The following is a 13777-nucleotide window of genomic DNA, read 5'->3' as shown; positions in this document are numbered from 1 at the left end:
GCAGCCTCATCCTCTTCAATAGCTACTCGATGATGCCGTGTGATGCTGGTGATAAAACCTGATTTCTCCAGGCTGTCCCTGAAAGCATTCCACGAAGCCTTGCGCGACGCGTAATACGCTGATTTCTATCGGTTTTCGGTGGTGTGGCTTGTAATCAGTAGGTCCCGGGTTCGACTCCTGGTGCCGGCACCAACCAGCCTGACTGCAGCAAGCATCTACTTATCATAAACCGCCGACTGGCGGTTTTTTTGTGCCTGAATTTCCAATCGCTACAGGCGGCCGGTCTTCAACCGTGGGCGACGTGCTGGTGCCTGGCGGCGATGTATTTTGGAGATGCTGGTGTCGTAGTGTCGCGATGCTATTCAAGTTATTAGAGGTTGTGATAAAACAGCACTCTAAGATGCTGGATTGTTAGCTTCTATAATAAATAATCAGCAGTGTCCATAACCTAGGTTATGTTACTTGGGTTACAGGGGCATGGTTAAATTATAATCGATGGCACATGTGGGTGTGCGCTGACGTTACCGAGGCCGCGGGGGAGGCACCTAGCCAAGTTACTATGCTGCAAGGAGAGATGGGGTCACGATGTAAACAGGGGATAAGTTGTGGCAATAGCCATGTGAGGACATAGCAACAGATGGATCAAAGAAAACCCGACGATGGCGGTGCGGACGAGCTCGAGTCACTGCGACGGCACTCGGATGCTTATCGTGTTGGTATGGGCGCAGGCAGCCACCAGGCCAGCTTGCCGTTCAGTCACTTTATCGATGCCTATGCGCGGCTGTTGGGCGAATTGTCCAGGCAGCTCAGCGAGCTGGCGAGCCATGCGATCGATGCGGATAAGGGGCACGTGGTCCAGCGTTACTCTGATACGGACAAGCAATTGTATCTGTTGGAAGAGGGCTGGGCATGCAGCAAGCGCTATACCCGTGACAGTAATATACAGCGCCTGGAGCTGTATGTTCCTGATGATATCATGGGGGTGAGAGAACTCGCCTCATTGAGCGAGGTTTCTGAGATCAGCATGCTGACGCCGGGGCGTATTAGAGTGTTTTCTGGGGAGCAGGTTAACCAGGCCTATGAGAAATCAGCGGCGCTGAGAGTAGTATTCCTGCGCTACTTGGCGGTTCGCGGCAATCTTGTGCTGGACCGCCTCAAGAGTTGTGTCAGTGGCGATGCGCCGACCCGTATTATTTATTTGGTACTCGAAACCCATACCCGGCTAGTAAACCAGAATGCACTGGCCGGCATGGAGTTTGAATTGCCACTCACGCAGGAGGAGGTGGGAGAGTTTTTAGGACTCTCTGCGGTCCATGTAAGTCGCTCGTTTTCTTTATTGGAAGAGTATGGTTACTTGAAGCGCGACAGGAATATGATAAAAATCCTGAATTACCAGAAGTCGCTGGACAAGGCCGACTTCTACCGTGAATACATTTATCGTGGCAGCGACGAGTCGCGTGGCGAGCCGCTCGGAGCAGACTAGCGCTGCCTGTAGGCCGGTGGAAGGGCCTTGAAGTGAGCGAGGCCGCCCATATGTCCACCTTCGGCGCCCAAGCGTCCATCACTGGCGCACGGCTGTGGCGGGCGCTTGCTGCCGCTATTTCTGCATCAACAACCCGATCACAAACCTCAGGAGGTGATTTGGATGTCGGTACAGACCGCTACCCGCAACGCTCACTACCATTCCCCTGCCGCGCAGCAGCGCGATCCCTATCCGACGCGGCTGTCGCGGCCGCTCGATATGCCTTGGCTCAAGCGCCGCGAAGCGGTGGTCAAGGGCAGCGCCGAAGATGGCCCCCTGAGCCAGGCGCAGCTAGATAGCTTCGAGCGCCAGGGCTTTCTATTCGAACCCGACTTCATCGCGGGAGAGGAGCTCGCCGGTCTGCGCGACGAGCTCAAGGCGCTGCTCTCGAATCCGGCATACGCCGGGCGCGATTTCAGTATCACCGAGCCGGGCGGCGAGGAGATCCGTTCGCTGTTCGCCGTACACTTTCTGTCTGAACGCTTTCGGCGCCTGGCGCAGGATCCGCGCCTGAAGGGGCGTGCCGAGCAGATCCTCGGCGGCGAAGCCTATGTCCATCAGTCGCGGATCAACTACAAGCCGGGTTTCCAGGGCAAGGGCTTCAACTGGCACTCCGATTTCGAAACCTGGCACGCCGAGGACGGCATGCCGGCGATGCACGCGGTGAGCGCGTCACTGGTGCTCACCGACAATCACCATTTCAACGGCCCGCTGATGCTGGTGCCGGGCTCGCACAAGGTCTTCGTGCCCTGCCTCGGCGAAACGCCGGACGATCATCACAAGCAGTCGCTGAAGGTGCAGGAACTCGGCGTTCCCGGCCGCGAGGCGCTCGAGGCGCTGGTGGCGCGGCACGGTATCGAGGCCCCGACCGGCGCGGCAGGCGGGCTGCTGCTGTTCGACTGCAACACGCTGCACGGCTCCAACGCCAATATGTCGCCGGACCCGCGCAGCAACGTATTCTTTGTTTATAATCGCCGTGACAACCGCTGCGTCGCGCCCTACGCGGCAAGGCGGGCGCGGCCGGCATTCCTGGCCCACCAGCCGGATGACGCCTGGTCGCCGTGATGGCGAGAGGCGTCGTGATGGGCGCATAAGGCGGGGGCGCTGGACTGGCGCGCCCGCTGCGGTAAACTGTGGTGCTTGTCATGCAAGCGGCGCCCGAGACGTCGCCTCCCTTTTCTTCAGGAGAATATCCCGCCATGCGCTTTGTTCCCCGTTTCACCGATGGCCAGGAATTTCCTCACGCGCTGGGCAAGATCGTCTGCGTTGGTCGCAACTACGCCGACCATGCCAAAGAGCTGGACAACCCGATTCCCACCGAGCCGCTGCTGTTCATCAAGCCGTCGACCTGTGCGGTAGCGCTGGATGAGCCGATCGATGCGCCGTTTTCCCGCGGCGATGTGCACTTCGAGACCGAGCTGGCGCTGCTGATCGGCGAGCCGCTGACCCATGCCACGGCCTCGGAAGCCGAGCGTGCGGTGGTGGGCATCGGCCTGGCGCTGGACCTGACCCTGCGTGACGTCCAGTCCCAGCTCAAGGAGAAGGGCTACCCCTGGGAGATCGCCAAGAGTTTCGACGGTGCCTGCCCGCTGTCGCCGTTCCTGGCGCTCAATCGCGTGCCCAACTGGAGCGCCCTGACCTTCAGCCTGGATATCGACGGCGAGCGGGTGCAGAGCGGTGAGGGCTCCGACATGCTGTTCCCGGTGGCGACCCTGCTGGCCGAGATGAGCCGCCACTTCACGCTGCTGCCGGGCGATGTAGTGCTGACCGGGACCCCGCCGGGCGTCGGCGAGCTGCCGCGCGGCGCCGAGCTGCACTTCACCCTGACCGGTGGGCTGGAAGTGGCTACCCGGGTGGTCGACTAGGCACGGCCGCGACCGGCCTCAACGCAACGCGCCCCCGCAGCCTGGCTGCGGGGGCGCGTTGCGTTGAGGCGTCGTTCACTCGAGGTAGGTGTAGCCCTGCAGGCCGGCCGAGAGATCGGCAAGGAAGGCCTGGCGCTCTTCGACGCTGAGTTGGCTGGCATCCAGCTGGCTGGCCAGATGGCGACGCAGCACTTCGGCGTCGAAATTGACGTGGTCGAGGACCTGGGCCACGGTGTCGCCCTGGATGGCATGCGACAGCACCCAGTCGCCGTTGGCGTCGAGGGCGGCGTCCACCGAGTCGGTGTCGCCAAACAGGTTGTGCAGGTCGCCGAGGATCTCCTGATAGGCGCCGACCAGGAAGAAGCCGAGCAGCTTCTCGTCGCCGTCGCGCCACTCCGGCAGCGGCAGGGTGCTCTCCACGCCCTGGCCGTCGACGTAGCTGTCGATGCGGCCGTCGCTGTCGCAGGTGATGTCCTGGATCACCCCGCGGCGGCTCGGTGCACGCTCCAGGCCACTCAGCGGCATCACCGGAAATATCTGCTTGATGCCCCACACGTCGGGCAGCGACTGGAACAGCGAGAAGTTGACGAACAGCTTGTCGGCGAGCTTCTCGGCGAGTTCGTCGAGGATCTCGCGATGGGCACGGTTACGCCCGTCGAGGCGCGCCTTGAGCCGCGCGCAGGCGGCGAAGTAGACCGCCTCGCCCTCGGCGCGTGCAACCAGGCCGGCCAGCCCCAGTACGAAGCGGTCCTGCAGCTCGCCCATGGCCTGCACCAGGTCATGGTAGGCCTCGACCAGGCCGCGCGGCTCGTGCATGTCGGCCAGGCGGCCGTGGACGCGCCACAGCTCGTCGATCTGCGGGTCATCCTCGACCTGACGCGGTGGCGCCTGGTCTTCGATGCGCTCCTCGCCGATCACGTTGGTGATCAGCACCGCGTGGTGGGCGGTCAGCGCGCGGCCCGATTCGCTGATCAGGTGCGGATGCGGCAGGCCTTCGGCCTCGCAGGCCTGGCGGAAGGCCCACACCACGTTGCTGGCGTATTCGCGCATCGAGTAGTTGATCGAGAACTCGCTGCGCGAACGGGTGCCCTCGTAGTCGATGCCCAGGCCGCCGCCGACGTCGACGGTGTCCACCGGCGCGCCGAGTTCGCGCAGGCTCTGGTAGAAGCGCGCGCACTCGCGCAGGCCGCGCTGGATATCGCGGATATTGGCGATCTGCGAGCCGAGGTGGAAGTGCACCAGCTGCAGGCTGCCCAGCGCATCGCTGCGCTTGAGCCGTTCGATGACGCCGAGGGTCTGGCCGGCGGTGAGGCCGAACTTGGACTTCTCGCCGCCGGTGTCCTGCCACTTGCCGCGGCCCACCGAGGCGAGCCGGGCGCGCAGGCCGATGCGCGGCGTGACGCCGAGGGCGGCGGCCTCTTCGAGGATGATGTCGAGCTCGGAATACTTCTCCACCACCAGGTAGACGCGATGGCCGAGCTTCTCGCCCATCAGCGCCAGGCGGATGTATTCACGGTCCTTGTAGCCGTTGCAGACGATCAGCGACGAGCCGTCGCCTGAGAGTGCCAGCACCGCCAGCAGCTCGGGCTTGCTGCCGGCCTCGAGGCCGACCCGGCCGTGGCCGCGCTCGTGGGTGGCGAGGATCTCCTCGACCACGCGGCGCTGCTGGTTGACCTTGATCGGATAGACCGCGGTGTAGCCGCCGGTATAGGCCTCTTCGCGAATCGCCGCATCGAAGGCCGCGCACAGCTGCTCGACCCGGTCGTGGAGGATATCGGTGAAGCGCACCAGCACCGGCAGGCGCAGGCCGGCCTCGCGCAGCTGGTCGACCAGCGCATCCAGCGGCAGCGCCGGGCCCTCGGTTTCGCTGCCCAGCGGGCGCACCACGGTGTGGCCGCCGTCATCGACGTCGAAATAGCCGCTGCCCCACTGGTCGATGTTGTAGGTGTGGCGCGCCAGGCGTGAAGGCGACGGTGCGCCGGCATCGAGCAGACTCATGCGGGGTGGGCCTCCGGCAGGGTCAGCGCGCCGTGTTGCAGGCGGCTGAGCAGAATGGTCCGGAACTGCTCCGGGTCGTGGGGCGTCAGGTCGTGGGCCGGCGGGTCGACGTAGACCACCAGCAGCCGTGACAGCCAGTAGCGCAGCGCGGTCATGCGCAGCATCATCGGCCACGCTTCGCGCTCGCTGTCGGTCAGCGGGCGGCGCGCCTGGTAGGCGCGCAAGATGGCGTCGTGGCGCTCGGCGTCGAGGCTGCCGTCGGCGTTTACCGCCCAGTCGTTGATGACGATCGCCAGATCGAACAGCAGGTCGCCGGTGCAGCCGTTGTAGAAGTCGATGATGCCGCCCAGCCGATCGCCGTCGAACAGGGTGTTGTCGCGGAACAGGTCGCCGTGCAGCGCGCCCCGAGGCAGGTCCGGCGCGTCGCCGAAGAAGGCCTGGTAGGCATCGACCTCGTCGCTCATCAGCGCCTGGTCGTCGGCGGAGAGATAGACCAGTACGCGATGATGCATGGCCACCAGCCAGTGCAGGTCGCGGGGATTGGGACGGTGGCCGTCGAAATAGCGCGATACCGCATGCATATGGCCAAGGGCATCGCCCAGCGCCCGGCACTGGGCGATGTTCGGTGACCTGGGATACCTGCCTGGTAGGCGCGGGAACAGCAGCGCCGGCTTGTCGGCCAGGCTCTGCAGGGCGATGCCCTGGCGATCGTGCACCGGGCCTGGCACCGGCAGGCGGTGGTCGGCCAGGTAGTCGAGCAGGTCGACGAAGAACGGCAGCTCCTCGTGCTCGCCCTGCTCGAACAGCGTCAACACCAGCGAGTGGCGCTCGGTGGTGACGAAGTAGGTGGTGTTCTCGGTGCCGCTGGGCACGCCCTCGAGCTGCGTCAGCGTGCCAACGTCGAAGCGTTGCAGGAACTCTGCGACCTGAGCCTGGCTCAGCGGGGTAAATACGGCCATGTGTCTCTCGCCCGGGGTTGCCAAGCCGCACATTGTACCGTCTTGCCAGTGCGATGCACGAAAAGTGTCGCCGACCGAAACAGGGTCAGCGCGCCGTGTTGACCCAGTCGGGAACCTCTATTGCATCGCCGCTGACGCGGCTGAAATTGCCATCACCACGGCGATCGAGCAGGTGGTAGCGGTCACCGTCGCGGGTGCGGATCTCGATGGCGTAGAGCTGCCCGTTGATGCGAAATTCGCGCAGGGTGCGATCCGCCTCCTGGCGCTCGGTAATCTGCGGCTCGGGCGACGACTGGGCGTGGCTGGCGAGGCTCGCCAGCAGCAGGCTCGAGCAAAGCAGCGCCGCCAGCAGCATGGGGCGGGGCAAAGATGATAGCGACATATGTCCTCCTGCCGTAAGCGGCACGATGTGCTGCCTGCTTGGACTCCGGCGATGGGCGGGAATTCACTGCGGCAGGTGATGCGACGAGGGGACCGGGCCTGCTATGCCTGGCGCACGCCAGTATAGGACCAGCTGACTCGCTTGGCGAGGGATGCCTGACGCCGCACGGCGAGCTGCGTATCATGGGGGGATTGATTATGCTCAAGGATCGTTTCGCCATGGCTGTCAGCCCCATCGTCCTCGTCGACGGTTCCTCCTACCTGTACCGCGCCTTTCACGCCCTGCCGCCGCTGACCACCTCCCAGGGCCAGCCCACCGGGGCGGTCAAGGGCGTGCTCAACATGCTCAAGCGGCTGATCAAGGACTATCCGGACAGCCCCATGGCGGTGGTCTTCGACGCCAAGGGCAAGACCTTTCGCGACGAGCTCTACGCCGAGTACAAGGCGCAGCGCCCGCCGATGCCCGACGACCTGCGCAGCCAGGTCGAGCCGCTGCACGCCTGCGTGCGCGCCCTCGGCCTGCCGCTGCTGTGCATCGAGGGGGTCGAGGCCGACGACGTCATCGGCACCCTGGCGCGGCGCGCCACCGAGGCCGGCCGCGATGCGGTGATCTCCACCGGCGACAAGGACATGGCGCAACTGGTCAACGGCCATATCACCCTGGTCAACACCATGAAGGACGAGACCCTCGACGAGGCCGGCGTGGAGCAGAAGTTTGGCCTGCCGCCGTCGCTGATCATCGACTTCCTGGCGTTGATGGGCGACAAGGTCGACAACATTCCCGGCGTGCCGGGGGTCGGCGAGAAGACCGCGCTGGGCCTGCTGCAGGGCATGGGCGGTGGCCTGGACGCCATCTACGCCGACCTCGACAAGGTCAAGACGCTGGACTTCCGCGGCGCCAAGACCCTGCCCAAGAAGCTCGAGGAGCACCGCGACCAGGCGTTTCTCTCCTACCAGCTGGCCACCATCAAGACCGACTGCGAGCTGCCGGTGGGGCTCGACGACCTGGAGATCGCCCACCCCGACCGCGAGGCCCTGCTCGAGCTCTATCGCGAGATGGAGTTCAAGGCCTGGCTATCGGAGCTGCTCGAGGGCAAGGACCAAGGCGTCGACGACGTGGCCGGCGGCACCGCCACGCCCCAGGCCGATAGCGACGAGCCGGCCGCGACTGCTGCCGCACGCGACGACGAGGTGATCGTCGACCAGGCCACGCTGGACGCCTGGCTGGAGCGGCTGCACCAGGCCGAGCGCTTCTGCTTCGATCTCGAAACCACCAGCCTCAACTACATGGAGGCGGAGATCGTCGGCGTGGGGCTGGCTCTGGCGCCCGGCGAGGCGGCCTATATCCCGCTCGGCCACGACTACCTCGACGCCCCGGCTCAACTCGACCGCGCGGCGGTGCTGGCGGCCCTCAAGCCGCTGCTGGAAGACCCGGCCAAGGGCAAGATCGGCCAGAACCTCAAGTACGATATCTCGGTGCTGGCCAACTACCAGATTAGTGTGGTCGGGCCGCTGGCCGACACCATGCTCGCCTCCTACGTGCTCAACTCCACCGCCACCCGCCACGACATGGACTCGCTGGCGCTCAAGTACCTCGGCGAGAAGACCATCAGCTTCGAGGAGATCGCCGGCAAGGGCGCCAAGCAGCTGACCTTCAACCAGATCGCCCTCGAGCAGGCCGCACCCTACGCCTGCGAGGACGTCGACATCACCCTGCGCCTGCAGCACGAGCTACGCCCGCGCCTCGAACGGGAGGGCCGGCTCGCCGCGGTGCTCGATGAGCTGGAGCTGCCGCTGGTGCCGGTGCTGTCGCGCATGGAGCGTACCGGGGTGGCCCTCGACGCCGAGCAGCTGCACACCCAGAGCCAGGCGCTGGCCGAGCGCATTCGTGAGCTCGAGGCCGAGGCCTTCGAGCTGGCCGGACGCGAGTTCAACCTCAGCTCGCCCAAGCAGCTCGGCGAGATCCTCTTCGAAGAGCAGAAGATCCCGGTGCTCAAGAAGACCCCCAAGGGCGCGCCATCCACCGCCGAGGCGGTGCTCGAGGAGCTGGCGCTGGACTACCCGCTGCCCAAGGTAATAATGGAGCACCGCGGCCTGGCCAAGCTCAAGTCGACCTACACCGACAAGCTGCCGCGGCTGGTCAATGCCACCACCAAGCGCCTGCATACCAGCTACCACCAGGCGGTCACCGCCACCGGACGGCTCTCTTCCAGCGACCCCAACCTGCAGAACATCCCGATTCGCACCGAAGAGGGGCGCAAGATCCGCCAGGCCTTCGTCGCCCGGCCCGGCTACCGCATCGTCGCCGCCGACTACTCGCAGATCGAACTGCGCATCATGGCCCACCTCTCCGAAGACAAGGGCCTGCTCGAGGCCTTCGCCGAGGGCCGCGACATCCACGCCGCCACCGCTGCGGAAGTATTCGGCGTGCCCCTCGACAAGGTCTCCGCCGACCAGCGGCGCAGCGCCAAGGCGATCAACTTCGGGCTGATCTACGGCATGAGCGCCTGGGGGCTGTCGCGGCAGCTGCACATCGAGCGCAACCAGGCCCAGACCTACATCGAGCGCTACTTCGACCGCTACCCCGGGGTGGCGCGCTACATGGACCGGATTCGCACCCAGGCCGCCGAAGACGGCTACGTCGAAACCGTGCTCGGCCGGCGCCTCTACCTGCCCGAGATCAAGGCCCAGAACCACGCCCGCCGCCAGGCCGCCGAGCGCACCGCCATCAACGCGCCGATGCAGGGCACCGCGGCGGACATCATCAAGCGCGCCATGATCGAGGTCGACGCCTGGCTACAGGGCAGCGCCAAGACGCCCTGCGAGTTCGACGCCTGGATGGTGATGCAGGTCCACGATGAGCTGGTCTTCGAGGTCAAGGAGGCCGACGTCGACGGCTTTATCGACGCGGTCAAGACGCATATGCGCGATGCCGCCGAACTGCGCGTGCCGCTGATCGTCGAGGCGGAGAGTGGGGCTAATTGGGACGAAGCTCACTAGGAAACGCTGAATTAAGGTCTGCGCGGGCGAATCACTGCGTTGCGCGGTGCTCGAAATCCTCACCTATACCCCATAGGCTCCGGTTTCTGTGCTCCGTGCGCCTTGTGCTTCATCCCGCTCGACGATTCATTCAACATTCCCTCTGGGAAGGGGGGATTACGCTCGTGACGCAACTCCCTCCTCCCCCTGAGATGGGTGAAAAAGCCTAGTACTGCAGCACCGTGGCGGTGCGCTGGGGCTCGAGGCTGACCTGCTCACCGATCTGCCACAGGGTGTGACTGGGGGTGATGGCGCAGAAGCGCTGGCCGTGCTGTTCCAGCAGGTAGAAGCAGTCGTGGCCGCGGAACTCGCGCTCGACCACGGTGGCGCCATGGCCGTCCGGGGCGGTAGCCAGGGCCAGATGCTCGGGGCGCAGCGAGACGCGAACCGGGCCGCGGCTGGCCGGGGTGATGGCCACCGGTCCCAGTGCGGTCTGGGCGATCTCGCCGTCGGCATCGCCGTCGAGCAGGTTGGTATGGCCGAGGAACTCGGCGACGAAGGCGGTGGCCGGGTGCTGATAGACCCGCTCGGGGCGGTCGACCTGGATCAGCTTGCCGGCGTGCATCACGCCGACCTGGTCGGCGAAGGAGAGCGCCTCGGCCTGGTCGTGGGTAACCAGAATCACCGAGGTGCCGGCGGCCTTGAACAGCTGGCGCACTTCCTTGCGGGTCGACTCGCGCAGCGCCGCGTCGAGGTTGGAGAACGGTTCGTCGAGCAGCACCAGCTGCGGCTCGGCGGCCAGGGTCCTGGCCAGCGCCACGCGCTGCTGCTGGCCGCCGGAGAGCTCGTCGGGCATGCGCTCGGCGAGGTCGGCCAGGCCGACCAGGTCGAGCCACTCACGGGCGCGGGCGGCGCGCTTGGCCTTGGGCAGGTGGCGCATGGCGAAGGCCACGTTCTGGCCCAGGCTCATGTGCGGAAACAGCGCATAGTCCTGGAACACGATGCCGATGCGGCGCTGCTGCGGCGGCTGGTCGAGGATACTCTTGCCGCGCAGCACGATGTCGCCGGCCTCGGGATGCTCGAAACCGGCGATCATGCGCAGGGTGGTGCTCTTGCCGCAGCCGCTGGGGCCGAGCAGCGCGAGGATCTCGCCGTTGCCGAGGGTGAAGCCGACATTCTCTACCGCCAGTGGATCCTGGGGCCGGTAGCGCTTGCATAGCCCATCGACGCTGAGCAGCGGCGCGGGGCGCCGGGGGGCGCTGGCCTGGGGAGTGGCGTTGAGATTGAGGGTGGTCATCGCTTGCCCTCTTTGGTTAACAGGAAGCCTACCGACAGGCTGGAGAACACCACGATGGCGGCGGCGAAGGGCGCGGCCTCGGCCAGCATGCCCTCGGAGGTACGGGTGAACACGGTCACCGCCAGGGTGGTGTAGCCGGTCGGTGCCAGCAAGAAGGTGATCGGCAGCTCTTTCATGCACAGCACGAAGACCAGTGCGACACCGGCCAGGATGCCGCGACGCAGGCGCGGGAAGATCACCCACAGGAAGGTGCTCAGCGGACCGTGGCCCAGCGAATGGGAGGCCTCTTCCATGTTGGGCCGGGTCTGCAGTAGGGCGCTGCGGATCGGCCCCAGGGCCAGGGCCAGCGAGGCCATCGCCCAGGTCACGATCAGCAGCGTCAGGGTCTGGTAGAGAAAGGGCGCGGTGCGCAGTGAGAAGAACACCATCGCCAGCGCCAGGGTCAGCGGCGGAATGGCATAGCCGATGTACGCCGAGCGCTCGATCAGCGTCGCCGCGGTGGAGCGGTAGCGCACCGTGAGGTAGGCGATCGGCAGGGCGAAGGCCGCCGACAGCAAGGCAGCGGGCAGCGCCGCGCCCGCCGAGCGCAGGAAGGTGCCCGGGACGCGGGCGAAGAAGCTCAGGTCGGGCGGTGCCAGTACCAGCCAGTAGCCGAGGATCAGCGTCGGCAGGCCTACCGAGGCGCCGAAGATCAGCACCAGGTAGGGGTAGGCCAGCCAGCGCAGGCGACCCAGGCGCATCGGCTTTACCGGCCGCGCCACCCCGGTACCCACGCGTGCCAGCTTGCGCTTGACCACCAGGCTGTCGAGCATCACGAAGCTGGCTGCCACCGCCAGCAGCATGATCGACAGCCAGGCGGCATAGATGCGGTCGAAGGCGCCGGAGTACTGGGTGTAGATGGCGTAGCTGAAGGCCTCGTAGCGCATCAGCGCCACGGCGCCGAAGTCGCCCAGCACGTAGAGGGTGATGACCAGCCAGCCGGCCATCAGCGAGGGGGCCAGGTGGGGCAGGATGATCTTGAGAAACACCTCGCGGTTGCCGTAACCGAGGCTCCTGGCGCTCTCTTCGAGGTTGCCGTCGAGGCCGGCCAGGGTCGCGCGCAGGTTGAGAAACAGATAGGGGAAGGTATACAGCGACAGCGCCAGCATGGCGCCGAAGTAGCCCTCGATGCGCGGCAGCTGCACGCCGGTGAGCTGGGCCAGTACGCCGTAGTTGCCGCCCAGGCCGATCAGCGCATAGGCCATCACATAGCCAGGCACCGCCAGCGGGATCACCCCGAGAATGGTCAGCAGGCGCTTGAAGCGGATGTTGGTGCGTACCACCAGCCAGGCCAGCGGCAGCGCCATCAGGGTGGTCATGGCCACCACGCCCAGCGCCAACGAGAGAGTGTTGAGCAGCAGGTCGAGGTTGCGCCGGCGCAGCACCAGGTTGGCGAGGGTTTGCGGGTCGGCCTCGAAGGCGCGCAGGCCGAGGTAGAACAGCGGTACCAGCATCGCCGCCGCCGCCACCAGCGAAGGCAGCAGGATATGCAGCGGCACGCGCCGCGTCCTGCCTTTCGGCGGCGTGCGGCGTGCGGCAGGGCTGGCAAGCTCGGCGCTGTTGCTCATCGTCTCTCGCTGTGTCGGTGTCGATTCAGGCCATGGCAGTCAAGCGCACGAGACCAGGGCGGCCTGTGCCGCCCTGGTCTCGACTCGCGCTGGCGCTGGCGGGGCTTACAGCAGCCCGGCATCGCGCAGCAGGTTCAGCGTGCCCTCGAGATCTTCCAGGTCATCCAGGTCGATCTGCGGGCTGACCTCCAGCAAGCGGTCGAAGTCCTCGAGTTCCGGGTTCTGGATCACGTCGCGGGTCACCGGGTACTCATAGACGCTGCCGGTGAAGTACTGCTGAGCGGCCGGCGACAGCAGGAAGCGTATGAATTCGAGTGCCGCGTCCTTGTTGTCACTGCTCTCCAGCACCGCGATGCCGGCGACGTTGACCAGGTTGCCGATGTCACCTTCGGCGAAGAAGGCTTGCGCCACCGGGTAGTCGCTATCGGCAGCCAGGAACCGCGGCAAATAATAATTGTTTACGAGCCCGAAGTCGATTTCCCCGTCGGCGACGCCCTGCACCTGGGTGGTGTTATTGCGGAAGGTCACCGCGCCGTTGTCGCGCATGCCCTCGAGCCACTCCTGGGTCCGCTCGTCGCCATACTCGACGCGCATCGCGGTGATGAACGACTGGAAGGAGCCGTTGGTGGGCGCCCAGCCGACGCGGCCTTCGTAGCGCTCGTCGGTAAGATCGAAGATGCTCTCGGGATATTCGTCTTCACTGACCCGCTCCGGCGAATAGGCGAACACCCGGGCGCGGCCGCTGGCGGCGACCCAGTTGCCGGTCTCGCTGGTATAGATGCCGGGCAGGCCCTCGTAGATGTCATCGGGCAGCTCGGCGAGCAGGCCGGCCTGGCTGATGGCGCCCATGGCACCGGCGTCCTGGCCCCAGTAGAGATCGGCGGGCGAACGCTGGCCCTCTTCCTGCAGCAGTACCGCCAGCTGGGCGGTATCGCCGTAGCGCACGTTGACGTTGATGCCGGTGTTGCGCTCGAACTGCTGGATGATCGGCTCCACCATCGACTCGCCGCGCCCCGAATAGAGGGTCAGGTCGGCGGCGGCGATGGGGGCTGCCAGCAGCGTGGAGAGCAGCGTGGCAGAAGCGATGACGTTCTTTTGCATGACGATATCCGTTGTCGTGTTGCATGGGGTGGTTGGCGCCTGTAGGTACGATAGCAAGAAATAATCTG

General features: G+C 65.6%; 10 protein-coding genes. 4 read left to right on the top strand and 6 right to left on the bottom strand.

All coding sequences use genetic code 11. The features are described from left to right. Positions 1 to 637: 637 nt before the first annotated feature. From BWR19_17030 to BWR19_17020, 3 genes are all read left to right on the top strand, one after another. Positions 638 to 1483 carry a hypothetical protein gene (locus tag BWR19_17030; GenBank protein APX94501.1) on the top strand — a complete coding sequence of 282 codons (846 nt, stop codon included), beginning with the start codon at positions 638 to 640 and terminating at the stop codon, positions 1481 to 1483. A 162-nt stretch (positions 1484 to 1645) separates the two neighbouring features. Further along, positions 1646 to 2587 (top strand): ectoine hydroxylase, encoded by a 942-nt coding sequence (locus BWR19_17025; GenBank protein ID APX94500.1) that lies wholly within the window; start codon positions 1646 to 1648, stop codon positions 2585 to 2587. A 134-nt stretch (positions 2588 to 2721) separates the two neighbouring features. Further along, on the top strand, positions 2722 to 3387 hold the full coding sequence (locus BWR19_17020) for an isomerase/hydrolase (protein APX94499.1): 666 nt from the start codon (positions 2722 to 2724) through the stop codon (positions 3385 to 3387). A gap of 75 nt (positions 3388 to 3462) precedes the next feature. Here BWR19_17020 and BWR19_17015 read toward each other — a convergent pair whose 3' ends face one another. From BWR19_17015 to BWR19_17005, 3 genes are all read right to left on the bottom strand, one after another. Further along, complete coding sequence (locus BWR19_17015; GenBank protein ID APX94498.1) at positions 3463 to 5385, bottom strand: arginine decarboxylase; 1923 nt, start codon at positions 5383 to 5385, stop codon at positions 3463 to 3465. Beyond that, positions 5382 to 6344 carry a homoserine kinase gene (locus tag BWR19_17010; GenBank protein ID APX94497.1) on the bottom strand — a complete coding sequence of 321 codons (963 nt, stop codon included), beginning with the start codon at positions 6342 to 6344 and terminating at the stop codon, positions 5382 to 5384. Before BWR19_17010 ends, BWR19_17015 begins: the two co-directional genes overlap by 4 nt. 85 nt (positions 6345 to 6429) lie before the next feature. Beyond that, complete coding sequence (locus BWR19_17005) at positions 6430 to 6726, bottom strand: hypothetical protein (protein ID APX94496.1); 297 nt, start codon at positions 6724 to 6726, stop codon at positions 6430 to 6432. A gap of 218 nt (positions 6727 to 6944) precedes the next feature. Here BWR19_17005 and BWR19_17000 point away from each other — a divergent pair, with 218 nt between their 5' ends. After that, the gene (locus BWR19_17000; protein APX95084.1) at positions 6945 to 9725 is read left to right on the top strand and encodes a DNA polymerase I; all 2781 of its coding nucleotides are present in this window, start codon (positions 6945 to 6947) and stop codon (positions 9723 to 9725) included. A 205-nt stretch (positions 9726 to 9930) separates the two neighbouring features. Here the strand turns inward: BWR19_17000 and BWR19_16995 are convergent, their stop codons facing one another. From BWR19_16995 to BWR19_16985, 3 genes are all read right to left on the bottom strand, one after another. Beyond that, a complete protein-coding gene (locus BWR19_16995) occupies positions 9931 to 11001 on the bottom strand; it encodes a hypothetical protein (GenBank protein ID APX94495.1) in 1071 nt (356 codons plus the stop codon). Beyond that, the gene (locus BWR19_16990) at positions 10998 to 12608 is read right to left on the bottom strand and encodes an iron ABC transporter permease (GenBank protein APX94494.1); all 1611 of its coding nucleotides are present in this window, start codon (positions 12606 to 12608) and stop codon (positions 10998 to 11000) included. Before BWR19_16990 ends, BWR19_16995 begins: the two co-directional genes overlap by 4 nt. 105 nt (positions 12609 to 12713) lie before the next feature. Continuing rightward, positions 12714 to 13709: an iron ABC transporter substrate-binding protein gene (locus tag BWR19_16985; GenBank protein ID APX94493.1), complete on the bottom strand. Its 996-nt coding sequence runs from the start codon at positions 13707 to 13709 to the stop codon at positions 12714 to 12716. Positions 13710 to 13777 lie beyond the last annotated feature (68 nt).

This window comes from Halomonas sp. 1513, from assembly GCA_001971685.1.
GTDB lineage: Bacteria > Pseudomonadota > Gammaproteobacteria > Pseudomonadales > Halomonadaceae > Franzmannia.
The sequence above is the reverse complement of the archived record's forward strand: the minus strand, read 5'-3'. Positions and strand labels throughout refer to the sequence as shown.